Origin of the sequence: Rhodococcus sp. ARC_M6 (assembly GCF_022810305.1) — a bacterium.
In the GTDB taxonomy this organism is placed as follows: domain Bacteria; phylum Actinomycetota; class Actinomycetes; order Mycobacteriales; family Mycobacteriaceae; genus Rhodococcus_F.
Window position 1 is genome coordinate 61,839 of the sequence record NZ_JALGQH010000016.1, and the last position, 20,273, is coordinate 82,111.

General features: G+C 60.4%; 16 protein-coding genes and 3 pseudogenes. 14 read left to right on the forward strand and 5 right to left on the reverse strand.

Features of this window, described 5'->3' with window-relative positions; all coding sequences use genetic code 11:
* Window positions 1-35: 35 nt before the first annotated feature.
* On the forward strand, window positions 36-614 hold the full coding sequence (locus MTX36_RS17445; protein ID WP_308198232.1) for a Chromate resistance protein ChrB: 579 nt from the start codon (window positions 36-38) through the stop codon (window positions 612-614).
* A complete protein-coding gene (locus tag MTX36_RS17450) occupies window positions 611-1,807 on the forward strand; it encodes an MFS transporter (protein ID WP_243620957.1) in 1,197 nt (398 codons plus the stop codon). The genes MTX36_RS17445 and MTX36_RS17450 overlap by 4 nt, the downstream gene beginning before the upstream one ends.
* A 340-nt stretch (window positions 1,808-2,147) precedes the next feature.
* Here MTX36_RS17450 and MTX36_RS17455 read toward each other — a convergent pair whose 3' ends face one another.
* Complete coding sequence (locus MTX36_RS17455) at window positions 2,148-2,324, reverse strand: hypothetical protein (RefSeq protein ID WP_243620958.1); 177 nt, start codon at window positions 2,322-2,324, stop codon at window positions 2,148-2,150.
* An 80-nt stretch (window positions 2,325-2,404) separates the two neighbouring features.
* Window positions 2,405-2,773 (reverse strand): annotated as a pseudogene (locus MTX36_RS17460) (heavy metal translocating P-type ATPase); the annotation flags it as partial.
* An 811-nt stretch (window positions 2,774-3,584) separates the two neighbouring features.
* Here MTX36_RS17460 and MTX36_RS17465 point away from each other — a divergent pair.
* The 4 genes from MTX36_RS17465 to MTX36_RS17480 all read left to right on the forward strand — a co-directional run bounded on the left by MTX36_RS17465 (window position 3,585) and on the right by MTX36_RS17480 (window position 8,860).
* Window positions 3,585-5,192, forward strand: coding sequence for an NlpC/P60 family protein (locus MTX36_RS17465; RefSeq protein WP_243620959.1), 1,608 nt, complete (start codon window positions 3,585-3,587; stop codon window positions 5,190-5,192).
* A gap of 450 nt (window positions 5,193-5,642) precedes the next feature.
* A complete protein-coding gene (locus MTX36_RS17470) occupies window positions 5,643-6,053 on the forward strand; it encodes a rhodanese-like domain-containing protein (protein ID WP_243620960.1) in 411 nt (136 codons plus the stop codon).
* 450 nt (window positions 6,054-6,503) lie between these two features.
* Window positions 6,504-8,222: a cytochrome c oxidase subunit I gene (gene ctaD / locus MTX36_RS17475; protein ID WP_243620961.1), complete on the forward strand. Its 1,719-nt coding sequence runs from the start codon at window positions 6,504-6,506 to the stop codon at window positions 8,220-8,222.
* Between the two features lie 80 nt (window positions 8,223-8,302).
* Window positions 8,303-8,860 carry a hypothetical protein gene (locus MTX36_RS17480; RefSeq protein WP_243620962.1) on the forward strand — a complete coding sequence of 186 codons (558 nt, stop codon included), beginning with the start codon at window positions 8,303-8,305 and terminating at the stop codon, window positions 8,858-8,860.
* A 186-nt stretch (window positions 8,861-9,046) separates the two neighbouring features.
* Here the strand turns inward: MTX36_RS17480 and MTX36_RS17485 are convergent, their stop codons facing one another.
* Window positions 9,047-10,045 (reverse strand): DMT family transporter, encoded by a 999-nt coding sequence (locus MTX36_RS17485; RefSeq protein ID WP_243620963.1) that lies wholly within the window; start codon window positions 10,043-10,045, stop codon window positions 9,047-9,049.
* A 509-nt stretch (window positions 10,046-10,554) separates the two neighbouring features.
* Here MTX36_RS17485 and MTX36_RS17490 point away from each other — a divergent pair.
* Window positions 10,555-11,031 carry a hypothetical protein gene (locus MTX36_RS17490; protein WP_243620964.1) on the forward strand — a complete coding sequence of 159 codons (477 nt, stop codon included), beginning with the start codon at window positions 10,555-10,557 and terminating at the stop codon, window positions 11,029-11,031.
* 174 nt (window positions 11,032-11,205) lie between these two features.
* Here the strand turns inward: MTX36_RS17490 and MTX36_RS17495 are convergent, their stop codons facing one another.
* A complete protein-coding gene (locus MTX36_RS17495; protein ID WP_243620965.1) occupies window positions 11,206-12,990 on the reverse strand; it encodes an N-acetylmuramoyl-L-alanine amidase in 1,785 nt (594 codons plus the stop codon).
* 627 nt (window positions 12,991-13,617) lie between these two features.
* Between MTX36_RS17495 and lnt the strand changes: the two genes are divergently transcribed.
* The 3 genes from lnt to MTX36_RS17510 all read left to right on the forward strand — a co-directional run bounded on the left by lnt (window position 13,618) and on the right by MTX36_RS17510 (window position 16,856).
* On the forward strand, window positions 13,618-15,111 hold the full coding sequence (gene lnt, locus MTX36_RS17500) for an apolipoprotein N-acyltransferase (protein ID WP_243620966.1): 1,494 nt from the start codon (window positions 13,618-13,620) through the stop codon (window positions 15,109-15,111).
* 122 nt (window positions 15,112-15,233) lie between these two features.
* Complete coding sequence (locus tag MTX36_RS17505) at window positions 15,234-16,088, forward strand: M23 family metallopeptidase (protein WP_243620967.1); 855 nt, start codon at window positions 15,234-15,236, stop codon at window positions 16,086-16,088.
* A 126-nt stretch (window positions 16,089-16,214) separates the two neighbouring features.
* Complete coding sequence (locus MTX36_RS17510) at window positions 16,215-16,856, forward strand: TlpA disulfide reductase family protein (protein ID WP_243620968.1); 642 nt, start codon at window positions 16,215-16,217, stop codon at window positions 16,854-16,856.
* A gap of 138 nt (window positions 16,857-16,994) precedes the next feature.
* Here the strand turns inward: MTX36_RS17510 and MTX36_RS17515 are convergent, their stop codons facing one another.
* Window positions 16,995-17,240 carry a hypothetical protein gene (locus MTX36_RS17515; protein ID WP_243620969.1) on the reverse strand — a complete coding sequence of 82 codons (246 nt, stop codon included), beginning with the start codon at window positions 17,238-17,240 and terminating at the stop codon, window positions 16,995-16,997.
* A 164-nt stretch (window positions 17,241-17,404) separates the two neighbouring features.
* On the opposite strand from MTX36_RS17515, the pseudogene MTX36_RS17520 reads away from it, so the two are divergent.
* From MTX36_RS17520 to MTX36_RS17535, 4 genes and pseudogenes are all read left to right on the forward strand, one after another.
* Window positions 17,405-18,010 (forward strand): annotated as a pseudogene (locus MTX36_RS17520) (TlpA disulfide reductase family protein); the annotation flags it as partial.
* Window positions 18,000-18,716 (forward strand): annotated as a pseudogene (locus MTX36_RS17525) (cytochrome c biogenesis protein ResB); the annotation flags it as partial. The pseudogenes MTX36_RS17520 and MTX36_RS17525, both read left to right, overlap by 11 nt.
* Window positions 18,703-19,680 carry a c-type cytochrome biogenesis protein CcsB gene (ccsB, locus tag MTX36_RS17530; RefSeq protein ID WP_243620970.1) on the forward strand — a complete coding sequence of 326 codons (978 nt, stop codon included), beginning with the start codon at window positions 18,703-18,705 and terminating at the stop codon, window positions 19,678-19,680. The pseudogene MTX36_RS17525 and the gene ccsB, both read left to right, overlap by 14 nt.
* 355 nt (window positions 19,681-20,035) lie before the next feature.
* Window positions 20,036-20,209, forward strand: coding sequence for a hypothetical protein (locus MTX36_RS17535; RefSeq protein ID WP_243621014.1), 174 nt, complete (start codon window positions 20,036-20,038; stop codon window positions 20,207-20,209).
* The last annotated feature ends 64 nt before the right edge of the window (window positions 20,210-20,273 follow it).

Sequence of the window (20,273 nt, forward strand, 5' to 3'; positions counted from 1 at the left end):
TTCTTCGAAAATGTAACGACTGATACATTCACGTGGTGGAAACAGAAGAATCACCCACCAACTGGCGGATAGTCTTGATCAAGATCCCCGCCGAACCATCGCGCCACCGAGTCGCGGTGTGGCGCGAACTGCGCAAGGTCGGCGCGTTGTCGATCGGCCAAGGCGTGTGGGCAGTCCCGAACGTCCCGGTATTCGCGGTCGGCATCGACAAGGCCACCGCATTGGTCGAACGCGCCGGCGGGGAGATCATCTTCCTCGATGCCGTCGGCGCCACGGCAGCGGACGGTGCGCGATTCGAGGCGATGTTCACGACAGCACGTGAGGACGATTGGGCGGAGTTTCTCTCCGATTGCACGAAGTACGAAGCAGAACTCGACAAGGAAATCCGGATCCGGAAGTTCACGCTGGCAGAACTCGAAGAGGAGGATCAGAGTCTGGACAGGTTGCGGCGATGGCATCGCGACCTGAAGGCTCGGGATGTGTTCGGCGCCAGCAACTCCGAACAGGCAACCGCAGCATTGCAGCATTGCACACAGCGGTTCGAGGACTACTCCGCACGTGTGATCGCCGCATTGCACGACCCAGCGCCTAGTGACGAAAGCGATCGGACATGAGCACCGCAAAGGCGGATCCTGCGGTCGAGCGTTGGCGGATGTGGCCGCTGTACGCAGCCGGGTTCACCACCGCCTTCGGTGCTCACGCGGTCGCGGCGAACCTCGCCTTCGACCTCGACGGCATGGCGAGTTCGCTGCTCTACCTCGGCCTTCTACTTGCCCTCTACGACGGCGCCGAAGTACTCCTCAAACCGGTGTTCGGGACACTCGCCGACAAGGTCGGGGCCAAGCCTGTCCTGCTCGGCGGGTTGATCGGATTCGCCGCAGCATCAGTGCTGTTCGTCCTCGTCGCCGATACGAACTGGTTATGGCTCGCTCGCCTCGGCCAAGGCGCCGCAGCATCGGCATTCTCGCCCGCTGCCAGTTCGCTGGTCGCCCGGTTGACACCGAAAGCACGGCGCGGCAGCGCATTCGGAACCTACGGATTCTACAAAAGTCTCGGCTACACCCTCGGCCCCCTGCTCGGCGGTGCGGTGATGTGGGTTGGCGGCCTCGGCTTGTTGTTCGCCGTGATGACCGTCCTCGCTTTGATTGTCGCGATCTGGGTACACACGGCAGTACCCGCACTACCGCCGCTTCCCCGGTCGCGGCAAACAGTTGTCGACCTCGCACGACGGTTGAGCGATCACCGATTCCTGCGCCCGACGGCGGCACTCGCCGCGGCGACGGCCGCATTGTCGGTCGGCGTCGGATTCCTCCCGGTCTCCGGCGCCGCCGCCGGCCTCGGACCGGTAGCGACCGGAGCTGCGGTCTCGGTGCTCGCACTGTGCGCTGCGATTACGCAGCCGCGGGCCGGACGAGCCCTCGACGCGGGCCGGATCTCGGCAGCCGTGGGCGTCGCCGCAGGGTTGACGCTGACCGCTGTCGGTCTTGCGTGCGCGATGATCCCCGGATTGGCGGGTGTCCTCGCTGCCGGTGTCTCGATCGGAATCGGCACCGGAATCATCACGCCCCTGGCATTCGCGTCGTTGGCGTCCTCGACTCCCGAGGAACGGATGGGGCAGACGATGGGAGCCACCGAACTCGGGCGTGAACTCGGCGACGCCGGCGGCCCGCTACTCGTGGCCGGGGTGGCGGCAGCGGCCACGCTCACGGCAGGATTCGGCGCCCTCGCGGCGCTCGTCTTCCTCGTCGGCGCCGCCACCGCGCCGGGGCGCACCCCCATACCCATCGTTACGCAGAAGCATCGGTAGCCGACGAAAGATAGACACGAAACGATCAGGCACAGTGCCGCTTTCAACGAATCTCGATAAGTGGGCGTTGCGGATCGATGCCGGGTTCGTGTGCGCCGGCGCGTGACCATGGCGCGGGCTGGTTGATCGAAGACAGTGCGGGCGGTCCGAACACCGCGTTTTGTTCGCGCAGGGGCCCGATGTCTGCGAGGCAGTGAAGTGAGCCGGAGCGGGCTGAAAAGGTCGCCGTCGAGCAAAATTCGGCTCGATGGACATCAATTCGGGCAGCTGGGACTCTGGTGTTCAGTTTTGGTCAGGACGGCAGGTGTTGTTCCGAGGTTGCTCTGATGTCGGGTTTGGGTTAGCGCGCTACATTCTTGGAATTGAGTCGGTTGACCTCCGAACGGAGTCGTTGCATCTTTCGCTCCGCACTGCTCTTGCGATTGCCCTTCTCGTGACTTATCGACATCAGTCCAATTATCGCGGCCATTCCTACCGGAACCCCGAGAACTACGACGAGGAACGGTGTCAAACTCATGGGGTCTCCCTTGGTTGGATCGAACGGTCCGGGTGACCCTCGATCAACGAACTACTATCGTCAATAGTAGATCGTCGATGGCGCGTGGCACGTTCGGGTGTGAGGTCGAGCGGGCTTCGGATCGAATCGGCGGTGCGCTGGGTCAGAAATGCTTCCAACGCGCCGGAGGCGGCGAAGATGACGATCAGCAGTCCGCCGTCGAGGACCTGGCCGATCGCCGCGGCGCCGATAGCGTCGACGATCATCAAAAGGTCGACGTCGAGGGTTTTCTCCCGCAGCGTCTGCAGTCCCGCCAGCGCTCGTTTCCGCCCGACGGTGACGTAGCAGGCCGGATACAGCGCCCGCCACGCCCAGTTCGGCGCCCCGGCGAACTGGGCGGCGAGCCCGAGGCTCTGCAGCTGTACTTGATTCGAGACGCTCAACAAGATTCGCGCACGTGCAACCGCCATGGCTGACGGCACCTGGAGCGCTCAGATATCGGAATTACTGCCCGGGAGATACCGCGCATACGCCCAATTCCGCACACCTCGCGGGGAAATCCCCGAGACGCAGGTACTTTCGCGTGTAATCACGGTCCCGGTTGAAGAGCAGGCCATGCCGTCGGCAGAGATCGACGGTTACAGACTCACTGGCGCAAGGGAAACTCGCACTCGGACAGTAAGGCAAGCTCGTTATGGCAATCGGCAAGGGCGGCCGACCCGTCTCCGGCATGCAGCTCCATGTGGATGCCTACATTCACGTCACTGCATTCCACGCACAAAGTCTCGCTTTTGCGGACCCGACCGACCCCCATCGGCAGCGATCAGCGCGGCCCGGAATTCGACATCCCCGCGGCACTCTCCAAACCCGGCAACTGACGACTGTTCGGAGAGTGCCAGACCGGGGACAAGCTGCACACCGCGGCGGTTACCGTCGCCCTGTAGCGAACCTTCATAGGGCGCAACAGTAATCGCGTGATGCGACCATAGTTGCACTTTTTGCACATTTTGTTCACCCGTGCAGCCGGAGGTGGGTCGATCTTACTTGGCGACGATTCAACAAGGCGTGAACGACGCCAGTTCTCGAGTCCGCCACGCCGCGGCTCGATGCCAATGCCCTGCAGGAACGATGGGTTTCTTTCGCGCAGTCGATCGAACTTGGTGCTCAAGAGAAAGATGTGACGCATTTTGTCATATGAGGCAGTTGGTGATACTTATCTACTATGGTCCTTAGTACATGGGTGTATCGGGTCGGCTGAGCCACCACGTCGCAGGGGGTGTTGTGAAGCAACGAATTCAACCGGTACGCGTGCGTGCCCGAATTAATCGGGCTGTCCTCGGTTTGGCTCTTGCCGGATCGATAGTTGCATCCTTTCCCGGCATCGCCATGGCAGTTCCGGCGCCACCACCGAATCCGAGCGATTCCCAGTTGCAGCAGGCCGGCTCGCAGGTGGATCAAAACCTGGGTCGTATCGGTGAGCTGATCAATGACGTGGCCTCGGCCAATGCTCGACTCGCCGAGATCGCTTCACAGGTAGCGATCAAGCGGGAGGACGTGAACAAAGCTCTGGTGGACCTACAGACGTCGCGTGATGTCGCTGCGGTCGCCGCTGCTGCGGTGACGGCAGCACGCACGGATATGGGGGTGGCAGGGCAGGCAATCGAGTTGGCGCAGAGGCAGTTCGACGATTTCGTCGCAGCAAGCTACCGGCAGGGCAGCACGGCCGGCTCGCTGACGGTCTTCCTCGGAACCGACAGTGCTGACGATCTCTTGGCCAAAGCTGACCTGATACGGATGATTACGAAGAAACACAGCGCGGTAATGGACGACCTTCAGCGCGCACGAACGGCGCAATCGAACAAGGAATCTGTCGCGCGGGCGGCCCAGTCGGCTGCCGATGCCGCCGCAGCGCGAGCGGAAGACAACAAAACGTTCGCAGTGGACGCAATCCAGCGCGTGACGGATGCGCAGAAATCGGCAGCAGTCCAACAGACAGCGGTCATGAAGGAGCGCGATTCAGTACAAGTCGAGTTGGACGCAGCTCGAAACAGCGTGGCGGGACTACAGAATCAGCGGCAGGTCTATACCCAATGGGATACTCAGCGTCGGGCAGAAGAGGCAGCTGCAGTTGCGGCAGTTGCAGCAGCACAGCAAGCAGCTTCGGAGGCAGCGGCCAGGGTCGCAGCAGATCAAGCGGCCCGTGATCGGGCAGCGGACATTGCCAGCAGGCAGCGACCACATACGCAGATCAGCGATGACCCTCCCTCCGAAATGAAGGTGCCGACCACCTCGACTGCCCCGGTGAGGGTGCCGACGGTCACGACGACTACTCCCTCCTCTCCGGTGAGGGTGCCGACGGTCACGACGACTGCTCCCTCCTCTCCGGTGAGGGTGCCGACGGTAACGACGACACCAACGACACCACCGCCCGGCGGTGAGGAAAGTGGTGGTGAGAACCAGGCCACGGGCGATGCCGCCATCGAAACCGTTATCGACCGCGCAATGTCACAACTCGGTGTGCGCTACTCCTGGGGAGGCGGGGACGCAAACGGACCGACCCTCGGAATACGTGACGGTGGAGTCGCGGATAGCTTCGGCGACTTCGAGAACGTCGGTTTCGACTGTTCCGGAATCATGATGTACGCGTTTGCGGGTGTGGGAATCTCTCTCCCTCACTATTCCGGATATCAATACACCGCGGGAAGGCAGGTTCCAGCATCTCAAATGAAGCGAGGCGACCTGATCTTCTACGGTCCCAATGCAAGTCAGCATGAAGCGCTCTACCTCGGCAACAATCAGATGCTCGAAGCACCGCAATCAGGCGATATGGTCAAGGTTTCCCCAGTGCGTTGGGATGGCATGGTTCCCAATGTGACCAGGCTCCTCTAGGTGCTGTCCCGGCGTCTTCGCCGGAGGTTTCGCAGTCATCGAAAGTCGTTGCATTCAGGTGTCGTTAGTTCTGAATCGACTCGGATGCTGACCGACTGATACTTATGGCACGACGGCGTGAGGTGGGCTCGGCAACGTCCTCCGTGGAACAAGTCATATCGCGTGAGTGCAACGTATAGGACGGCTCGCTCTGATTCGGATATGTTCCTGAAAGTCGCAGGGTCACAAGCTTTTACTGTGGTATCGGTGCCGGACGCCGCAATGTACTATGGTTGGTAGTAGTTCCTCTCGGTGGCGTGGATGTGACGCAGTGAGGCTGCATGATGACCACGACACCGCGTCCGCCGAATCGAGAGGCAGGTGCCGTTCATGAAATTGGTGACGTCGTTGTTTGTGCTTCGTTCGGATCGTCACATGCAACTGCGCGGGGGGAGCGGGAACTGTCGCATCATGGGTATTTCTCTCATCCTGGTTGTCGTTGTGTTGGTAGCCGGTTGTGGGGCCGCAGTCCCGGCGGATAGAGCTGTTGAACAGGGTGCGCTCTCAGTGAGAGTCGATGTTCCTGCGTTCGCCGTCGCGGTTTCGTCGCAGGACTATTACGTCCTGGACGTCCATACGCCGGATGAGGGATCGATCGCAGGGACGAATGCAAGGATTCCGTTTGATCGGCTCGATCAACGCATTGCCGAACTGCCACGTGATAGGGCGACACCGATTGCTGTCTACTGCATGACAGGACGGATGAGTGAAATAGCAGTTCGAACACTCTCCGCGTTGGGATTCACCAAAATAGTCGAACTCGGTGGCGGAATGAAGGCATGGAAGGCGGACGGCCGAGTGCTTCTTCCGCCCGGCATGTAGCCTTCGACCGCACGTACGGACTGGCTCTTGCCTGGATGGGCGTCGGTCCGGGCTCGGAGGACCTCAGACGGCGGCGGTGCACTCGTGCGCCCGTTGGTGTCACTGCTGTCGGAGGACTGAATACGGGACTTGTTCATCGGGAGCCTCACGGTGTTGTAGGCGCGCGGAATTCCTCGATGAGACTCGGATGCAGGGTAGCCGAGCTTCGAAAATTCAGGCGGGATGGCAGGGGAATAGGGCGCTTTCTTGTCCGTTGTTCGCCGGGCCTGCAACCCGGCAGGTTGCCGCTTGAGTGGTGGTGAAGTGCCGAGTGCTGTGTTGTGAACGGTTGCAGCCATGGGGTTTTGATGAAAATGTGAGTCTTTCGACCCTGAACTACTATGTGCGATAGTAGTTAGCTTATGCTCGCGGTGTGCCATTAGGAACGACTCGACAGGAAGCGGGCAACCTATGATCGCCATCGCACCCACGCCGGTTGCCGCGCGGCCTTACCCCCAGAGAGGAGCGAAAGGGTCGTTTATTGCCAAAATGATCACCACGACCGACCCCAAGGCACTCGGGGCCATGTATCTGTTCACCTCGTTTGCCTTCTTCCTGATCGGCGGGCTGATGGCGCTGATTATGCGCAGCGAGCTCGCAATACCGGGGATGCAGTTCCTGTCGAACGAGCAGTACAACCAACTGTTCACTATGCACGGAACGATTATGCTGCTGCTCTACGCAACCCCAGTCGTGTTCGGCTTCGCCAATTTCGTTCTCCCACTGCAGATCGGCGCGCCCGACGTGGCATTTCCCCGGTTGAACGCCTTCAGCTACTGGCTGTATTTGTTCGGAGCGATTATCACGACGGCCGGATTCGTCACCCCCGGAGGTGCGGCCGACTTCGGATGGACTGCGTACACGCCACTGAGCTCCGCCGTGAGCTCGCCGGGGGTGGGTGCGGACATGTGGATCGTCGGACTGGCGTTATCGGGACTGGGGACCATTCTCGGCGGTGTCAACATGATCACGACGGTCATCTGCCTTCGCGCACCGGGCATGACGATGTTTCGCATGCCGATCTTCACATGGAACATCTTCATCACTTCCATCTTGATCCTCCTCGCGTTCCCACTCCTCACCGCAGCGTTGGCCGGCCTCCTCGTCGACCGCAGGCTGGGCGGTCATCTGTTCGATCCAGCCAACGGGGGAGTCTTGCTGTGGCAGAACCTCTTCTGGTTCTTCGGTCACCCCGAGGTGTACATCATCGCGCTACCCTTCTTCGGTATCGTGTCCGAAATCTTCCCGGTCTTCAGTCGTAAACCGATCTTCGGCTACACCGGTCTGGTCTACGCGACGCTCGCTATCGCGGCCCTGTCGATCGCTGTCTGGGCCCACCACATGTACGCAACAGGCGCGGTCCTGCTTCCCTTCTTCTCCTTCATGACCTTCCTCATCGCAGTGCCGACAGGGGTCAAGATCTTCAACTGGATCGGGACCATGTGGAAAGGTCAACTGACTTTCGAATCCCCGATGCTGTTCTCCATCGGTTTCTTGATCACCTTCCTGTTCGGCGGCCTCTCCGGAGTGCTCTTGGCCAGTCCGCCACTGGACTTTCAGGTCACCGACAGTTACTTCGTCGTGGCCCACTTCCACTATGTCGTCTTCGGCACCGTCGTATTTGCCACGTACGCGGGGATCTACTTCTGGTTTCCCAAGATGACAGGCCGGATGATGGACGAACGGCTGGGCAAATGGCATTTCTGGACGACGTTCATCGGTTTCCATATGACGTTTCTCGTGCAGCACTGGCTCGGCGCCGAAGGTATGCCGCGTCGCTATGCGGACTACCTTCCCTCGGACGGATTTACGGTACTGAACTCCATTTCGACGATCGGAGCGTTCGTCTTGGGCGCATCCACACTGCCGTTCATCTGGAACGTCTTCAGGAGCTATCGATATGGCGAAGTCGTTACCGTCGACGACCCGTGGGGCTACGGTAATTCTCTCGAGTGGGCGACCAGTTGCCCGCCGCCGCGTCACAACTTCACCGAGCTGCCGCCCATTCGCTCGGAGCGTCCGGCGTTCGAGATGCACTACCCGCATATGGTCGAGCGTCTTCGCGCGGAAGCTCACGTGGGGAGGTCCCATCCCCCTGCGAGTCCACTTACGGGAGACAGATCCCAGTAAGCCGATCATGCGCTCGAAAATGACATGTGCGCAATGTATTTCGTGTGCGGCGAGCATGAAAGTGAAGGTAGGACGCGAACATGAGATCGGATACGGTTTCGGTGATCACTGTCCCGGCGACAGACGAGATGACAGCCGCGCTGGTCGATTGGTTGATCCGTGAACTCGTGCCGCTCATGTTCGCTGGTGCGGGCCTCGGTCGCTCCGCCGCGACGCTTCGTGAAATCCCCGTTGTCACCGCACGTCGTATTCGATCGCCGTGGAGACTTCGTTGTCACGCACGGGCCCTACGGAAGGCGATCGGCACTGCGGAAGAGCGCCTTACCTGCGACTATGTCGGAGTGATCGAACATCCGCGGAATGGAAACGCTGGGGTCGATGTTCAACTCGCGCGGGTGTTGCCTGACCAGGTGATGGACGCCGCAGCGCGACTGAGCAGTGATCTTGTCGAAATCGGTAGTGATACAGCGTCATTGGCAAACCGTGCCCTGTTCGTGGCTGGTGCGATCATCGGTACCGGTCGAGGCAACCTGTCGGCACCGGATGCATACGATATGGTCCATGATTCCTACTGCCGGGTGCTTGCATCGTTGTGGAGTGTGAACCGCGATGTGCAGGTCCAGTCGCGGAACCGATGACGAGTCGCCGCCTGACGTTCGGGAAGGCCGCCGACGAGCAAAGTCATTCTCTTGAACAAGGGCGAGTAAGGTCCGTTATTGCACCTGGGAATTCATGCGGCCAGCCACTATTCATCCGGAAGGCGTAGTTCCAATCGTCGACGTGAGGTAGCGGTCCCAGAACCGGAGTGCGCGAGCTGATCGTGGTCATGGATCATCATGGGGTGGTTGCGGATTTGGAGGCTTGTGGTGGACCTCCAGCTTGTCTACAGCTGAGTCCGCGACATACAGGTGGCCCGGTGGGCCGGCCCCGGTGGTGGGATGTTTCGTTAGAGCCACCCGCATACTGATTAGGACCAAGACAATTCCAGTCACCATCCATGCGTCGGGGCGTTCGTGCAGGGCGGCAATACCGATGAGCAGGCCAAAGATGGGGACAAGAAACATCCAGGGTGTGAGCGTGGACAGAGGGCACCGCCGAGTCTCCACGAACCAGGCCAAGGTTGTCGCTGCGGTCGCGATCAGCCCGAGAAAAATCAGAACTGCTACGAACCGTGGAGTCCAGTCGATATGCGGAACGCCTTCCATCGCGAAGGCCACGCTCGCCAGGACCGTACCCCCCAACAGAAGGTGCGCTGCGCTCGCCACCACTACGTCGACGCCGTCCAATCGGCGCACCATCAGTGTCCCCGTAGTGACCGCGGCGGCGGACAACAGCGACAACAGCGCACCCTGACCGCCGCCGCCGGGGACCGCCACGACCAACAACCCTCCGAACCCAACGACCAATGCCAAGCCGGTCCGTGCGGTCACACGCTCGCCGAACAGCCACCATGCGGGTAGCAGAATCAGCAGCGGCTGCGCATTCGCGAGTACGGCAGCAGTACCGGTTGCGAGCCCGGCGATTCCGGCGAACATCGCCCAGAATGCCAAGCTGACGTTGATAAGCCCGAGGACCCCGATCCCGCCCCAGGTAGCTGCGGACCGCGGCAGCGGTCGGCGCTGGGCGATGGCAACAGCAGCCAGTGCGGCTCCACCGAGCAAGGCTCTCAGTGCGGCGAACCACAATAGCGGCGCGTCTCGGAGCCCCCACCGGACGCCGAGGAAACAGGCTCCGAGGGAAGCAGTGATCCACAACATGCGTAGTCGTGCTGGGCGATGTGAGAATGCCGCCGCGAATCCACTGTCGACGGATGAGCCGGTCATCGGGGGGTGTTTCCTGACCCCGTCTCGGACCCGCCATGGGATGGCGAGGAGACGACAGCAGACAACAGGTCGGCGCAGAACAGTCCAGTCGTGGGCGAACCGGCCTGCACGAGTGGATGGGCGACCGGAGCCGATGGCGCGCCACCAGTAATCGGAGAGGTGGGATCCACGGGCAGCCTTCCTGTTCACGTGGGGCGGCCGCAGTCTCGGACGAAAACTTTGCGGTGCCAGTGCCAGAGCGTGATCGACCGTTGTTCAGCTCATCTCCATTGTGCGCCCAACGGGATGGTGACGTTCGCAATCGGTGTGTCCAGAGGCGGTGGCGGCCGATAGAGGGAAAAGAGGTGCACGGAATATGGTGGAGATGTACGAGGCAGCGCAGTGAGCGTCGGTGATACCCCTGTCGGGTGGGCTCCAGCAGTCGCTCGGGACGGATCGCCGATTCCACACACGCCACACAGTGAACTACTATCTCTATTAGTAGTTCACTGCGGGGAGGGTCGTAGGCGATGATGAATTGGTCGGTCTGGCGTTGGATCACTGCATTGGCAGGTGCGGTTGCTGCAGCGCTCATCGTGGGCGTACCCACAGGGATTGTTCCGACCTCGTTCTACCAGCGGATGACGCCGGTGCTGTGGTGGAACTATCCGGTGTGGATCGCGACTGCGATGTTGAGTGGATTGATACTCGCGACGTATGTTCGAACGCAATCCGGTTCTGCCGTACCCTCGCGCATCGGTATCGGCAGCAATGCGCTGTCCCTGTTGGCCGTTGGCTGTCCGGTGTGCAACAAATTGGTGATCATGACTGTTGGTGTGACGGGCGCTCTGAATGTGTGGGCACCGATACAGCCGGTGTTAGGGCTGATTTCACTGTGCTTGATGGCGGCGGCTTTTCGGCAGCGACTGAAAGGTGAGCGGTCATGCGCAGTGGGCGTTCCTGTGTCGAAAGACTTGGTCGGCACTGTGCCCTCAGAACGGGGATAGGAGAACCGCACGCAATGCTGATCGATGCTCAGTGGGGTACGGAGGACTTTGATGTCGCGCTCCCGAACGTCGGTGTCCGGCATTCGGGAGCGCCAAGTGCTTTTGTGTCTGCGGGGTGGTCGAGTCTTGTTCGGCAGGAAGATGACTCGGGCTATCGCGATGCTGACGCCGATTTCAAGGTAGTCGGGTGACAGTTCCGGTATATGTGTCGAATAGTAAAGACCCGCCCTCGAAATCGGAGCGTTCGCCGTCAACAGTGTGGTACTCATCGCTGATAGGTAGTCCGAGCGTGCTGTTCTCCGCTCCCAACGCTTTCCATGCTTCGTAGATTCGACCGAGAATTACCCATGCGTTGCCGACGATCTCATAGATGGCACCATGTTGATAGTTGGATCGGATGATGCCTTCGGGGGTAGGGAAATCGCTTGCGACCGGGTGTCCCAGAGGTCCGTCCCGTGCGCCTGACAAGGTCCATTTTGCTAAGGTCGCGGACTCTTCCGGTTTCGGATCTTCCTTTCCGAGAAGGGGGTTCAGGCGCGTGTTGTCTGGGACTGCGGTGTTCTGCGGCGCCGGGTCGGACCCGGCGCTGTACGAGGCCGCAATATTTCGGATGGTATCCATCTGTGCGTACCCCTTCTCTCCGGGATCGGCGGTATTACCGAGGTCGCGGTGCGCAGAAATTATCGGGACATCGACGGCGGCACCCTCGGGGAACGACGTGAATTCGGTTCCTTCCGAGTACATGGTCGTGCGTCCCAGTGGATCCAGGGCGGCAAGCTTCAGCCTCCATCCCAAAAAGGTTCCCACGGTGTTGATTTCGGAAGATGTCGGCTCCTCTGACGTGTAATCGCCCATCATTGCCACGCCTACTGTGTTTTCATTGAATCCGCCGGTGTGCGCTCCCTGCACGGGTTTGTCGAGACCGCCGGCCCGGCCTTCGAAGATTTGACCGTATTTGTCGACAAGAGCGTTGTAACCGATGTCGCACCATCCGAGAGTTTGTGCGTGGTAGGCATAGATACCACGCACGATATCGGCGGATTCTTCCTTGGAATACTCGTTGCTTCCGGCGGTATGGTGAACGACGGCTCCACCGAGGAACTCGTCATAGACGGGTTCCTCGCAGCGAAGGGATTCGTCGGCTCCCCATTGTGCGCGGCTGATTACCGAGAATCCGGGACTTGCATCGGTGCCATCTGATTTCGGGGGTGATGCCGGGCCGCTTCCTGGTTCGATGAGTACGGCAGAGACATCACTGTTCTGGCCAGGGGAGCGAACCAAGGGTTGCGCCAGTGCAGCAGGAGCGTAGGCAGTAGCAGGGGCAGGGACATCTGGAGGCAGTGGACTTGGCTGCTCATCCGGCACCGACTGATCCTGTATCGAAGGGACCAGGAGTTGGACGGCATTCGTTGTTCCGACGAACACCGGGTCCGTACCTTGCAAACCCCGGCCCGCCAGCGTGTCGGTTGAAGAGGTCGAAAGCCATGGCCCCCAACCTCCGTCCGACTGTCGTGCCCGTACGGCTGCCGCTGGCGCTGTGAGTCCACTCGATGTTAACGCGACCATCCGAAATGGATCTTCCCGAGTGATTTCCTTGACCGACATCTCAGGGGGAATTTCCTGCATCGGCGACGGCTCGGATTCGACTGTAGGCCGCGGAAGAAGGTCATTGGTAGGCAGAGCAGATCCGGTGGATCCGGCAACTACATTCAATCCAAGCCTGAGCAAGGCTGAGAGGTCGACGCCTGTCAACTCTTCGAGTGGAATCGAGAGATCAGGAACGGTCGCCAGGACAACGTCCGCTATCTGTGTCGCCGATTCCGAGGCCAACGCAGATTGTGTGGAGCGGACTTCGACGGAGGTACTCGTCGTAACGTGCGAGATGAGGGGGCTGGCGACAGCTAGCGCTACGACGGAGCCGAGAACCAGCGAGAATTTTGATCGTCGTTGTTGCGGCATATGACAGAACTTCCTGTGATACGGGAGTTTTCGGCGATTCGCGCACCGATGTCGGCCCTTGAGGTCCGGCATCGGTGGGGATGAGCCGGATGAGGACCGGCACCTTCATCCTGCCACAAGTCTCGACTATTACTTGAGAGTTTCGGGTTCAATTTGTTTCGGGGGTCTTCGCGCGGTCGTGGAACGGCCGCCGACACCGATCTGCGAATGGATACGCGACAACCATCGAGAATCCGCCAGGGGCGTGAGACGACGATCGAAGCCCGGCGTGTCACTTTTCTCCGTGATGTCGAGCGGGGCGGCGCGTATAAAGTTGAAATTGGTTCCTTCGGCAGTACTTCGACGCCGCCGATGCGCAACCGGCCCCGTCCATATTCAACTGACGATATAGCGTTGCTGCGCAAGAACTTACAGAAGTTCCAGTGTGTCGGCTTTCCCGTCGCACACCGGCCGTTTCAAGGCAGCCGGAGAATCGAATCACGTGTACTACTATGCTGCATAGTAGTACACGTCGTGTGCGATGTGGATTCCGGTACATCTTGAAAGGCATTAATCACGATGGTCGATCTCGTGGAGGTAGCCCCTCGCCGACCTGCGATAGCGGTACCCCGTCAGGAGTGGGTTCAGGTGACGGCAAGGATCGTGGGGGCCGCGCTGGCGGGAGGGGCGCTGTACGTCAGTTTCCCTCCGCATTCAGCGTGGTACCTGGCTCCTGCCGGGTTGGCTCTGTTCGTGCTGGTCCTGCGCGGCCGGTCGGTGCGAGCAGGCTTCGGGTACGGGTATCTCGCGGGGTTGGCGTTCTTCGTCCCACTCCTGCCCTGGGTGGGGGTCTACGTCGGAGCACTACCGTGGCTGGCCCTTGCGGCGATCGAAGCGTTGTCGATCGGACTTTTCGGTGCGATGGCCGCGGCTCTGCACCGACTGCCCTTTTCGGTGGTGTGGATCACGTCGGCGTGGGTTCTCTTCGAAGGGGTGCGATCACGGCTTCCCTTTGGTGGATTTCCCTGGGGGCGTCTGGCTTTCGGACAGGCAGACGGTGTGTTGTTGCCCATCGCCGGCGTCGCGGGCGCCCCCGGCCTGAGTTTCGCCGTCGCGCTCATTGGTTGTGGATTGGCGGGACTGGTAACCGCGCTGAGCGGCAGACATTGGACGCGGATGTCCGCGTGCGTTGCGCTTGTCGCCGTACCGATCCTGTCGGCGCTGGTGCTCTGGTCGGATCCCGCCCGCGAGAATGCGACAACGAGCACGGTTGCTGTCGTTCAAGGAAATGTTCCACGGCTTGGTCTGGATTTCAACTCGCAGCGCCGCGCGGTGTTGGACAATCACGTGGCCAAGACGAAGGAGTTGGCCTCCGGCATCGATACGGGACGGTTGCCTCGACCGGAGTTGGTGATCTGGCCGGAAAATGCCTCGGACATCGACCCGTTGCGCAATCGTGATGCCGCAGCGAGCATCACCGATGCTGCGCGGGCAGTCGGAGTGCCCATATTGGTCGGCACGGTGCTTGTGCGCGATGACGGAACGACCTTGAACAGCGCAATCGTATGGGGACCCGATTCAGGGCCGGGGGAGCAGCACGTCAAACGCAAGCTCGTCCCGTTCGGTGAATATCTCCCGCTACCGAATGTGATGAACGCCCTGTCGTCGTACGCCGCTCAAGCCGGGAAGTTTGTGCCGGGCGACGGAAACGGTGTCGTTACTCTCAACGGCATTCCCGTAGCCGTGGCTACATGCTACGAAGTCGCGTTCGACGATCTGGTGCGGGACTCGGTGCGAGGAGGGGCCCAAATCATCACCGTCCCAACGAATAATGCCACATTCGGACGTACCGATATGACGTATCAACAGCTTGCGATGTCACGTGTTCGGGCCGTTGAACACGGGCGCCCCGTGGTTGTGGCAGCGACGAGTGGTGTCAGTGCGATCATCGAGTCCGACGGCGCAGTGCTCCAGCAAAGCGGCATCTTCACCGACGACGTACTGGTAGGGGATGTCGGACTGCGCTCGGACATCACTGTGGCGACGCGGATCGGACCTGCAGCCGAAATCGTGATCTCTGCGTTGGCTCTCGGGGCGCTGCTGGTGCGCGTGGTTTTCCGGGTTGGTCGTTCCACCTACTAAGGAGAATAGTAATTGAGGGTTGTTTCGTATATCATTTCGTTACATTCGGATGGAGGAGCTGCTCTGCAGGGGTGGCCCACATCGCAAATATGCGTGGTGCAACAACCCGAAGGAGTGCAGTTTTGTCCCGTCATCGTAAGGAAGCCGGCGCCACATCCCGGCATGTCAGTGAGCTCGTCGCGACGGCCGTCGCTTCAGGAAATTGCCCGGTTGCCGTCCGCGGGAGGCATCGCACCGTTGCGCGCAGCGGAGACAATGCGGTAGTTGCGGCCACGATGGCAATCGCAGCAGGGGCGCTGATCGCCGCCGGAAGCCAGATCTCCGGCCCCGCCCTGGCGAATGCACACACCGTTCACGACGAGTCCGATCAGGTTCGTACAACACCTGATCCGGCGACCGACGCCGTTGAGCTTGCAGCGCCGGCCCAAGCACTTATCTCGCCGACGATGGCAGGTGCCGGCGAGTTGGTCGATCAGCTTGCCAAGGGCGCATGGCTGGCCGAGCAGCGCCATACCCTCGAATCCGCCGTGTCGGTTCCCGTCTCGACAGGATCCGTAGCAACAGGATCGGCCGCACGCACGGTCAAGCCTGTGGCCGGTACTCTCACTTCAGATTTCGGCCCTCGATGGGGCACCACGCACACGGGGCTCGATATTGCGAACGAGATAGGGACACCGATCTACGCTGTCGCCGACGGGACTGTCATTGATTCCGGGCCCGCTTCCGGATTCGGGTTGTGGGTTCGGTTGCAACATGACGACGGCTCGATCAGCACCTACGGCCATATCAACGAAACCCTCGTCAGCGTCGGTCAGCAGGTACGAGTCGGCGAACAGATCGCGACAGTGGGAAACCGCGGTCAATCCACCGGACCACATCTGCACTTCGAGATTGCAGACCCCTCGGGACAAAAGGTAGATCCCAAGCAGTGGCTCGCATCGAGGGGCGTGGAAGTTACCGACTACACCAGTTCCTGAACTACGGCGAGACGCACCGAAAGCGCTACTCAATACCGAGAAGTTCTGCAAGACAACGTTTTCTGATTCACGGCGACGAGAAACTCGGTATCCCGCCAGGCATCGACATGAACGAAAGATGATCAGATGCGAACTCAATGGCGGTCGACAGTATTCGTTCTTGCGGTCGTCGCTCTGCTCGTGGCGGCGATGTGGCCCAGGGAACGTCAATCGGCCGACGTCGCGCAGCCGCCTTCCGCCCCTATCTCTCATGTCGGCGAATCGGAACCGTCCGACGATGCTTCGCTCGCGGCACTTGCTGTCGCAGCGGCATTGCAACCGTGTCCCCTGCCTGATCCGCAAGGGTCCCCCTCGGAACAGCTTTCCGGCGTGTACGTTTCATGCCTCGGTTCCCGGGAAAGAATCGACATAGGACGCGCACTCGCCGGCGAACCGGCATTGATCAACCTGTGGGCTTCGTGGTGTGCACCCTGCCGAGAGGAAATTCCTGTTCTGAGTGCATACGCGGAGGAACCTGGTGCGGTGAGAGTCGTCGGTGTCAACGTGCAGGACAGTCAGTCGTCCGCCTTGGCGCTGCTCGCCGACCTCGGCGTGCATTACCCCTCGTTCGGTGACGCGGACGCGGTTCAACGAACGCTCGTCGCACCTCCCGTTCTACCCCTGAGTTTCATCGTGCAGCGTGACGGCAGCGTCGAGCGGATTACCGATCCTCCAGTCTTCCGCGACAAGCAGCAAATTCGGGACGCAGTTGCGCGTATGGTGCGGTAACTCTCTGTGGGAGAAGGAGAATCGTGCTGTGGGAGTGCAGCAGGACTTGCTCGGGCGCTCACTTTTCCCGACGTCAGCGAAAGCAACGCAGCGATCCTGAACGCGGGTAGGACGTAAGCCCGTCAGAGTGCAGTGGAGCTAATGCGATGGCCGGGCGCGTGTCAGCACGCAGAGGAATCCGAGTCCGGCGATCAAGAACGCCATCGGATAGCCGAGCAGTAGGTCCTGCCATCCCGCTGATGAAAGAAGATGAAGTTGGCCCAGGTGTGTGATGACGTGGAGCAAGGCCATCGCCGCGCCGATACCAACGAGAATCCATCCGAGCGCGTGCCGGCGACGTTCGCGGCGATATCCCGATGTGTACAGGGAAGAATCTTTCGCCATCCCCATCCTCCTTGCATGTCGGTTCACCAACCCAGATACTATGCTACTTAGTAGTACAGTACGTAGTTCATGGAGGGTTGCGCAGTGCCCATACTCAGTCATCCGGTCGGAAAGTTCAGCCCGATAACAGATCTCGACCGGTGTCAGCATCGGGACGATCTGTGATGGCCGGACTCGCAACACCTCACCCGAGCGCGAGACGCATCCATCGAATCCTGCGAGGACTGGCGCCTGCTGCAATAGTCGCACTCGGCGCGACCTCGTGTGCAACTGGCACAGATGCTGTTGCGCAAGGCGGTAGCTTCGACTTCGTATCTCCCGGTGGACAGACCGAAATCTTCTATGACCCACCAGAAACACGCGGATCGATTGGCACTCTCGCAGGTCCGAACCTGATGAAAGAAGGAGAACACGTCTCGCTCGACGACTATGCAGGCCAAGTGGTCGTGATCAACCTCTGGGGGCAGTGGTGCGCGCCATGCCGTGCAGAAGCCGACGACCTCGAAACGTCGTACGAAGCCACTCGGGACCTCGGCGTCCAGTTCCTGGGCATCAATGTCCGAGATCCACAACGCGACAAAGCCCAGGACTTCGTCGTCGACAACCAGGTGACCTACCCCTCCATCTACGACCCGCCGATGCGCACCCTGGCCGCTCTGGGCGGGAATTATCCGACCAGCGTGATTCCGTCGACTCTGGTTCTCGATCGTCAACACCGAGTCGCCGGCGTCTTCCTGAAGGCTCTGCTCGCAGACGATCTCACCCCAGTTCACTGTCACTTTCCCCGACGGTCAGGCGCGTACGGAATCACTGCAATTTCGTCCGGACGACGCCACGACCTTCCTCAGCAGTGGCGCGCTGCGATTCGACCCACCAGGGGGCACCTACTCATCGGCTGAGGAGCGTCGCAACAACCAGATCGCCGTCGAGGGACTGTTCGCTCCCACTGCGGCATTCAACGGCACCCTTCTCACGTCAGCGTTTCCGGACATGCGCGACCCGGCGGTCGCCATCGACATCTACAAAGGGGACACAGGTCTGGATACCGGCATTCCACAGTCGATCTTCAGCCTGAATACCGAGATGATCAACCAGGGCCGCCTCACCAAGCAAGCGCGAGTCAATCTACGGCCAGGGGAATCGTCCACCTTGCCGGACGGCACACGAGTGACATTCGACGGCGCAAAGGAATTCGCAAATCTTCAGGTTTCTCACGACCCGGCTCAGGTTTGGGTACTTGTCTTCGCCATCACCATGATTACAGGTCTGATCACCTCGCTTGTGATCAAGCGCCGCCGGATCTGGGTACGGATCACGTCGAAGACATCGGACCTCGGTCAGGTATCGCTGATTGAACTCGGGGGACTGGCGAGAACGGACCACGCCGGATGGGGCGCAGAATTCGACACCGTTCACAGGCGTATCTGGCAAACCGAAGGACCGGCCCGCAGAGAAGAGCGACATGACGATCAATGAAACCCTTTCCCGATACAGCGATCTCAGCTACGGCACGGCATTCGTCGTGTATCTACTTGCCCTTATCCTCTTCTGTGCGCAGCTTGCCTCGGTGCGCACAGAGTCGCTGAAACTGACGGTGCCGGTAGGGGTGAGTGCCGGCCCCGTACCACCAGCGTTCGATGCGAGAGTCCCCGGGCGAATCGTCGAATCCCCACCTCGGTCGATGTCGGATCGGCTCGGCAACATGGGGTTGAGCCTGGTGGTAGTCGCATTCGTGTTCCATCTCGGTGCGCTTGTCCTTCGCGGGGTGGCGACTCAACGAGTGCCCTGGGGCAACATGTATGAATTCGTCACCTTGACATGCGCGGCGGCAGTACTCGCCGGACTGATCCTGTTAAGAAGACCTGATCTGCGAACCCTGTGGGTATTCGCTCTGATACCAGTCCTAATTCTCATGTTCGTGGCAGGAACCGTTCTGTACGCGAATGCCGCCCCCGTCGTTCCTGCCCTGCAATCGTATTGGCTTCCGATCCACGTATCGATCGTCTCGATCGGTAGTGGGGTATTCCTGATCTCAGGCGTATCGAGCATGCTGTTTCTGCTCAGGCTCCGGTTTGCTCACAGTAGCGTCGACTCGAAGCTCGGCACATGGATGCGTCGTCTACCCGAAGCTCACGTGTTGGATCGACTGGCTTACAAGACAACAATCTTCGCGTTCCCACTCTTCGGGGCAGGGGTGGTTCTGGGAGCTATCTGGGCGGAAGCGGCCTGGGGTAGGTTCTGGGGGTGGGATCCCAAGGAAACGGTCTCCTTCATCGCCTGGGTGATCTACGCGGCGTATCTGCACGCGCGTGCCACTTCTGGTTGGCGCGATACCCGTGCCGCCTGGATAAACATTGCGGGATTTGTAGCCATGCTGTTCAACCTCTTCATCATCAACATGGTCGTCTCCGGCCTCCATTCGTACGCGGGACTCAACTGACAGGGATCAGGTGGGATCTGCAGTAGCGCTCTCGGCCAGATAGATGGACCAGTGTGTGTGGGCGGTGCGCTTCGAGGAAGTGAGTCATCGACCAAACCTGGCCGGCACAGTGGCCGCACCAGTTGGGGACTGAGCTTGGTCGGTCGGGGCTGGTTGGATACATGACGGTCTATTGGGATGTGCGCGTATCGGATCACCTCCCGACCATCGAGATCGGGATCAGCGATGTGCAGGTCACCATCGAAGAGACGATGACGCATGCCACTCTGGTACCTGCGTTCCCGCAGGAGAGCACCTCGCACCCGCTCGCGGATAGGTTGTCACCATCGGCGGCCAACCGACTACCTGTATCGAGTTGTTCAGTGAAACCTGCAGTTTCGATCTGCAATCCGAGTACAACCAGTGGGGCGGCGGGATCGAGAGCTTCGTCGACTCCGGCGTGCTCGGCCCTTACTCCCGTGGCATCGACTTCACCGCTGCGGCGAAGCCGAGCTTGCAGGCGTGCGGGATCGACAGCACAGCAGGGTGAACCGTTCTCGATTTCTACGAAGCTGGCGAGATTGGAGCACCCCAACGCCAGCACTACCGACCTG

Coding starts and splice junctions, on each gene's coding strand:
- MTX36_RS17450 (WP_243620957.1), top strand. CDS start 611: ATGAGCACCGCAAAGGCGGATCCTGCGGTCGAGCGTTGGCGGATGTGG.
- MTX36_RS17455 (WP_243620958.1), bottom strand. CDS start 2,324: ATGAGTTTGACACCGTTCCTCGTCGTAGTTCTCGGGGTTCCGGTAGGA.
- MTX36_RS17470 (WP_243620960.1), top strand. CDS start 5,643: ATGGGTATTTCTCTCATCCTGGTTGTCGTTGTGTTGGTAGCCGGTTGT.
- ctaD (WP_243620961.1), top strand. CDS start 6,504: ATGATCGCCATCGCACCCACGCCGGTTGCCGCGCGGCCTTACCCCCAG.
- MTX36_RS17480 (WP_243620962.1), top strand. CDS start 8,303: ATGAGATCGGATACGGTTTCGGTGATCACTGTCCCGGCGACAGACGAG.
- MTX36_RS17485 (WP_243620963.1), bottom strand. CDS start 10,045: ATGACCGGCTCATCCGTCGACAGTGGATTCGCGGCGGCATTCTCACAT.
- MTX36_RS17490 (WP_243620964.1), top strand. CDS start 10,555: ATGATGAATTGGTCGGTCTGGCGTTGGATCACTGCATTGGCAGGTGCG.
- MTX36_RS17495 (WP_243620965.1), bottom strand. CDS start 12,990: ATGCCGCAACAACGACGATCAAAATTCTCGCTGGTTCTCGGCTCCGTC.
- MTX36_RS17510 (WP_243620968.1), top strand. CDS start 16,215: ATGCGAACTCAATGGCGGTCGACAGTATTCGTTCTTGCGGTCGTCGCT.
- MTX36_RS17515 (WP_243620969.1), bottom strand. CDS start 17,240: ATGGCGAAAGATTCTTCCCTGTACACATCGGGATATCGCCGCGAACGT.
- ccsB (WP_243620970.1), top strand. CDS start 18,703: ATGACGATCAATGAAACCCTTTCCCGATACAGCGATCTCAGCTACGGC.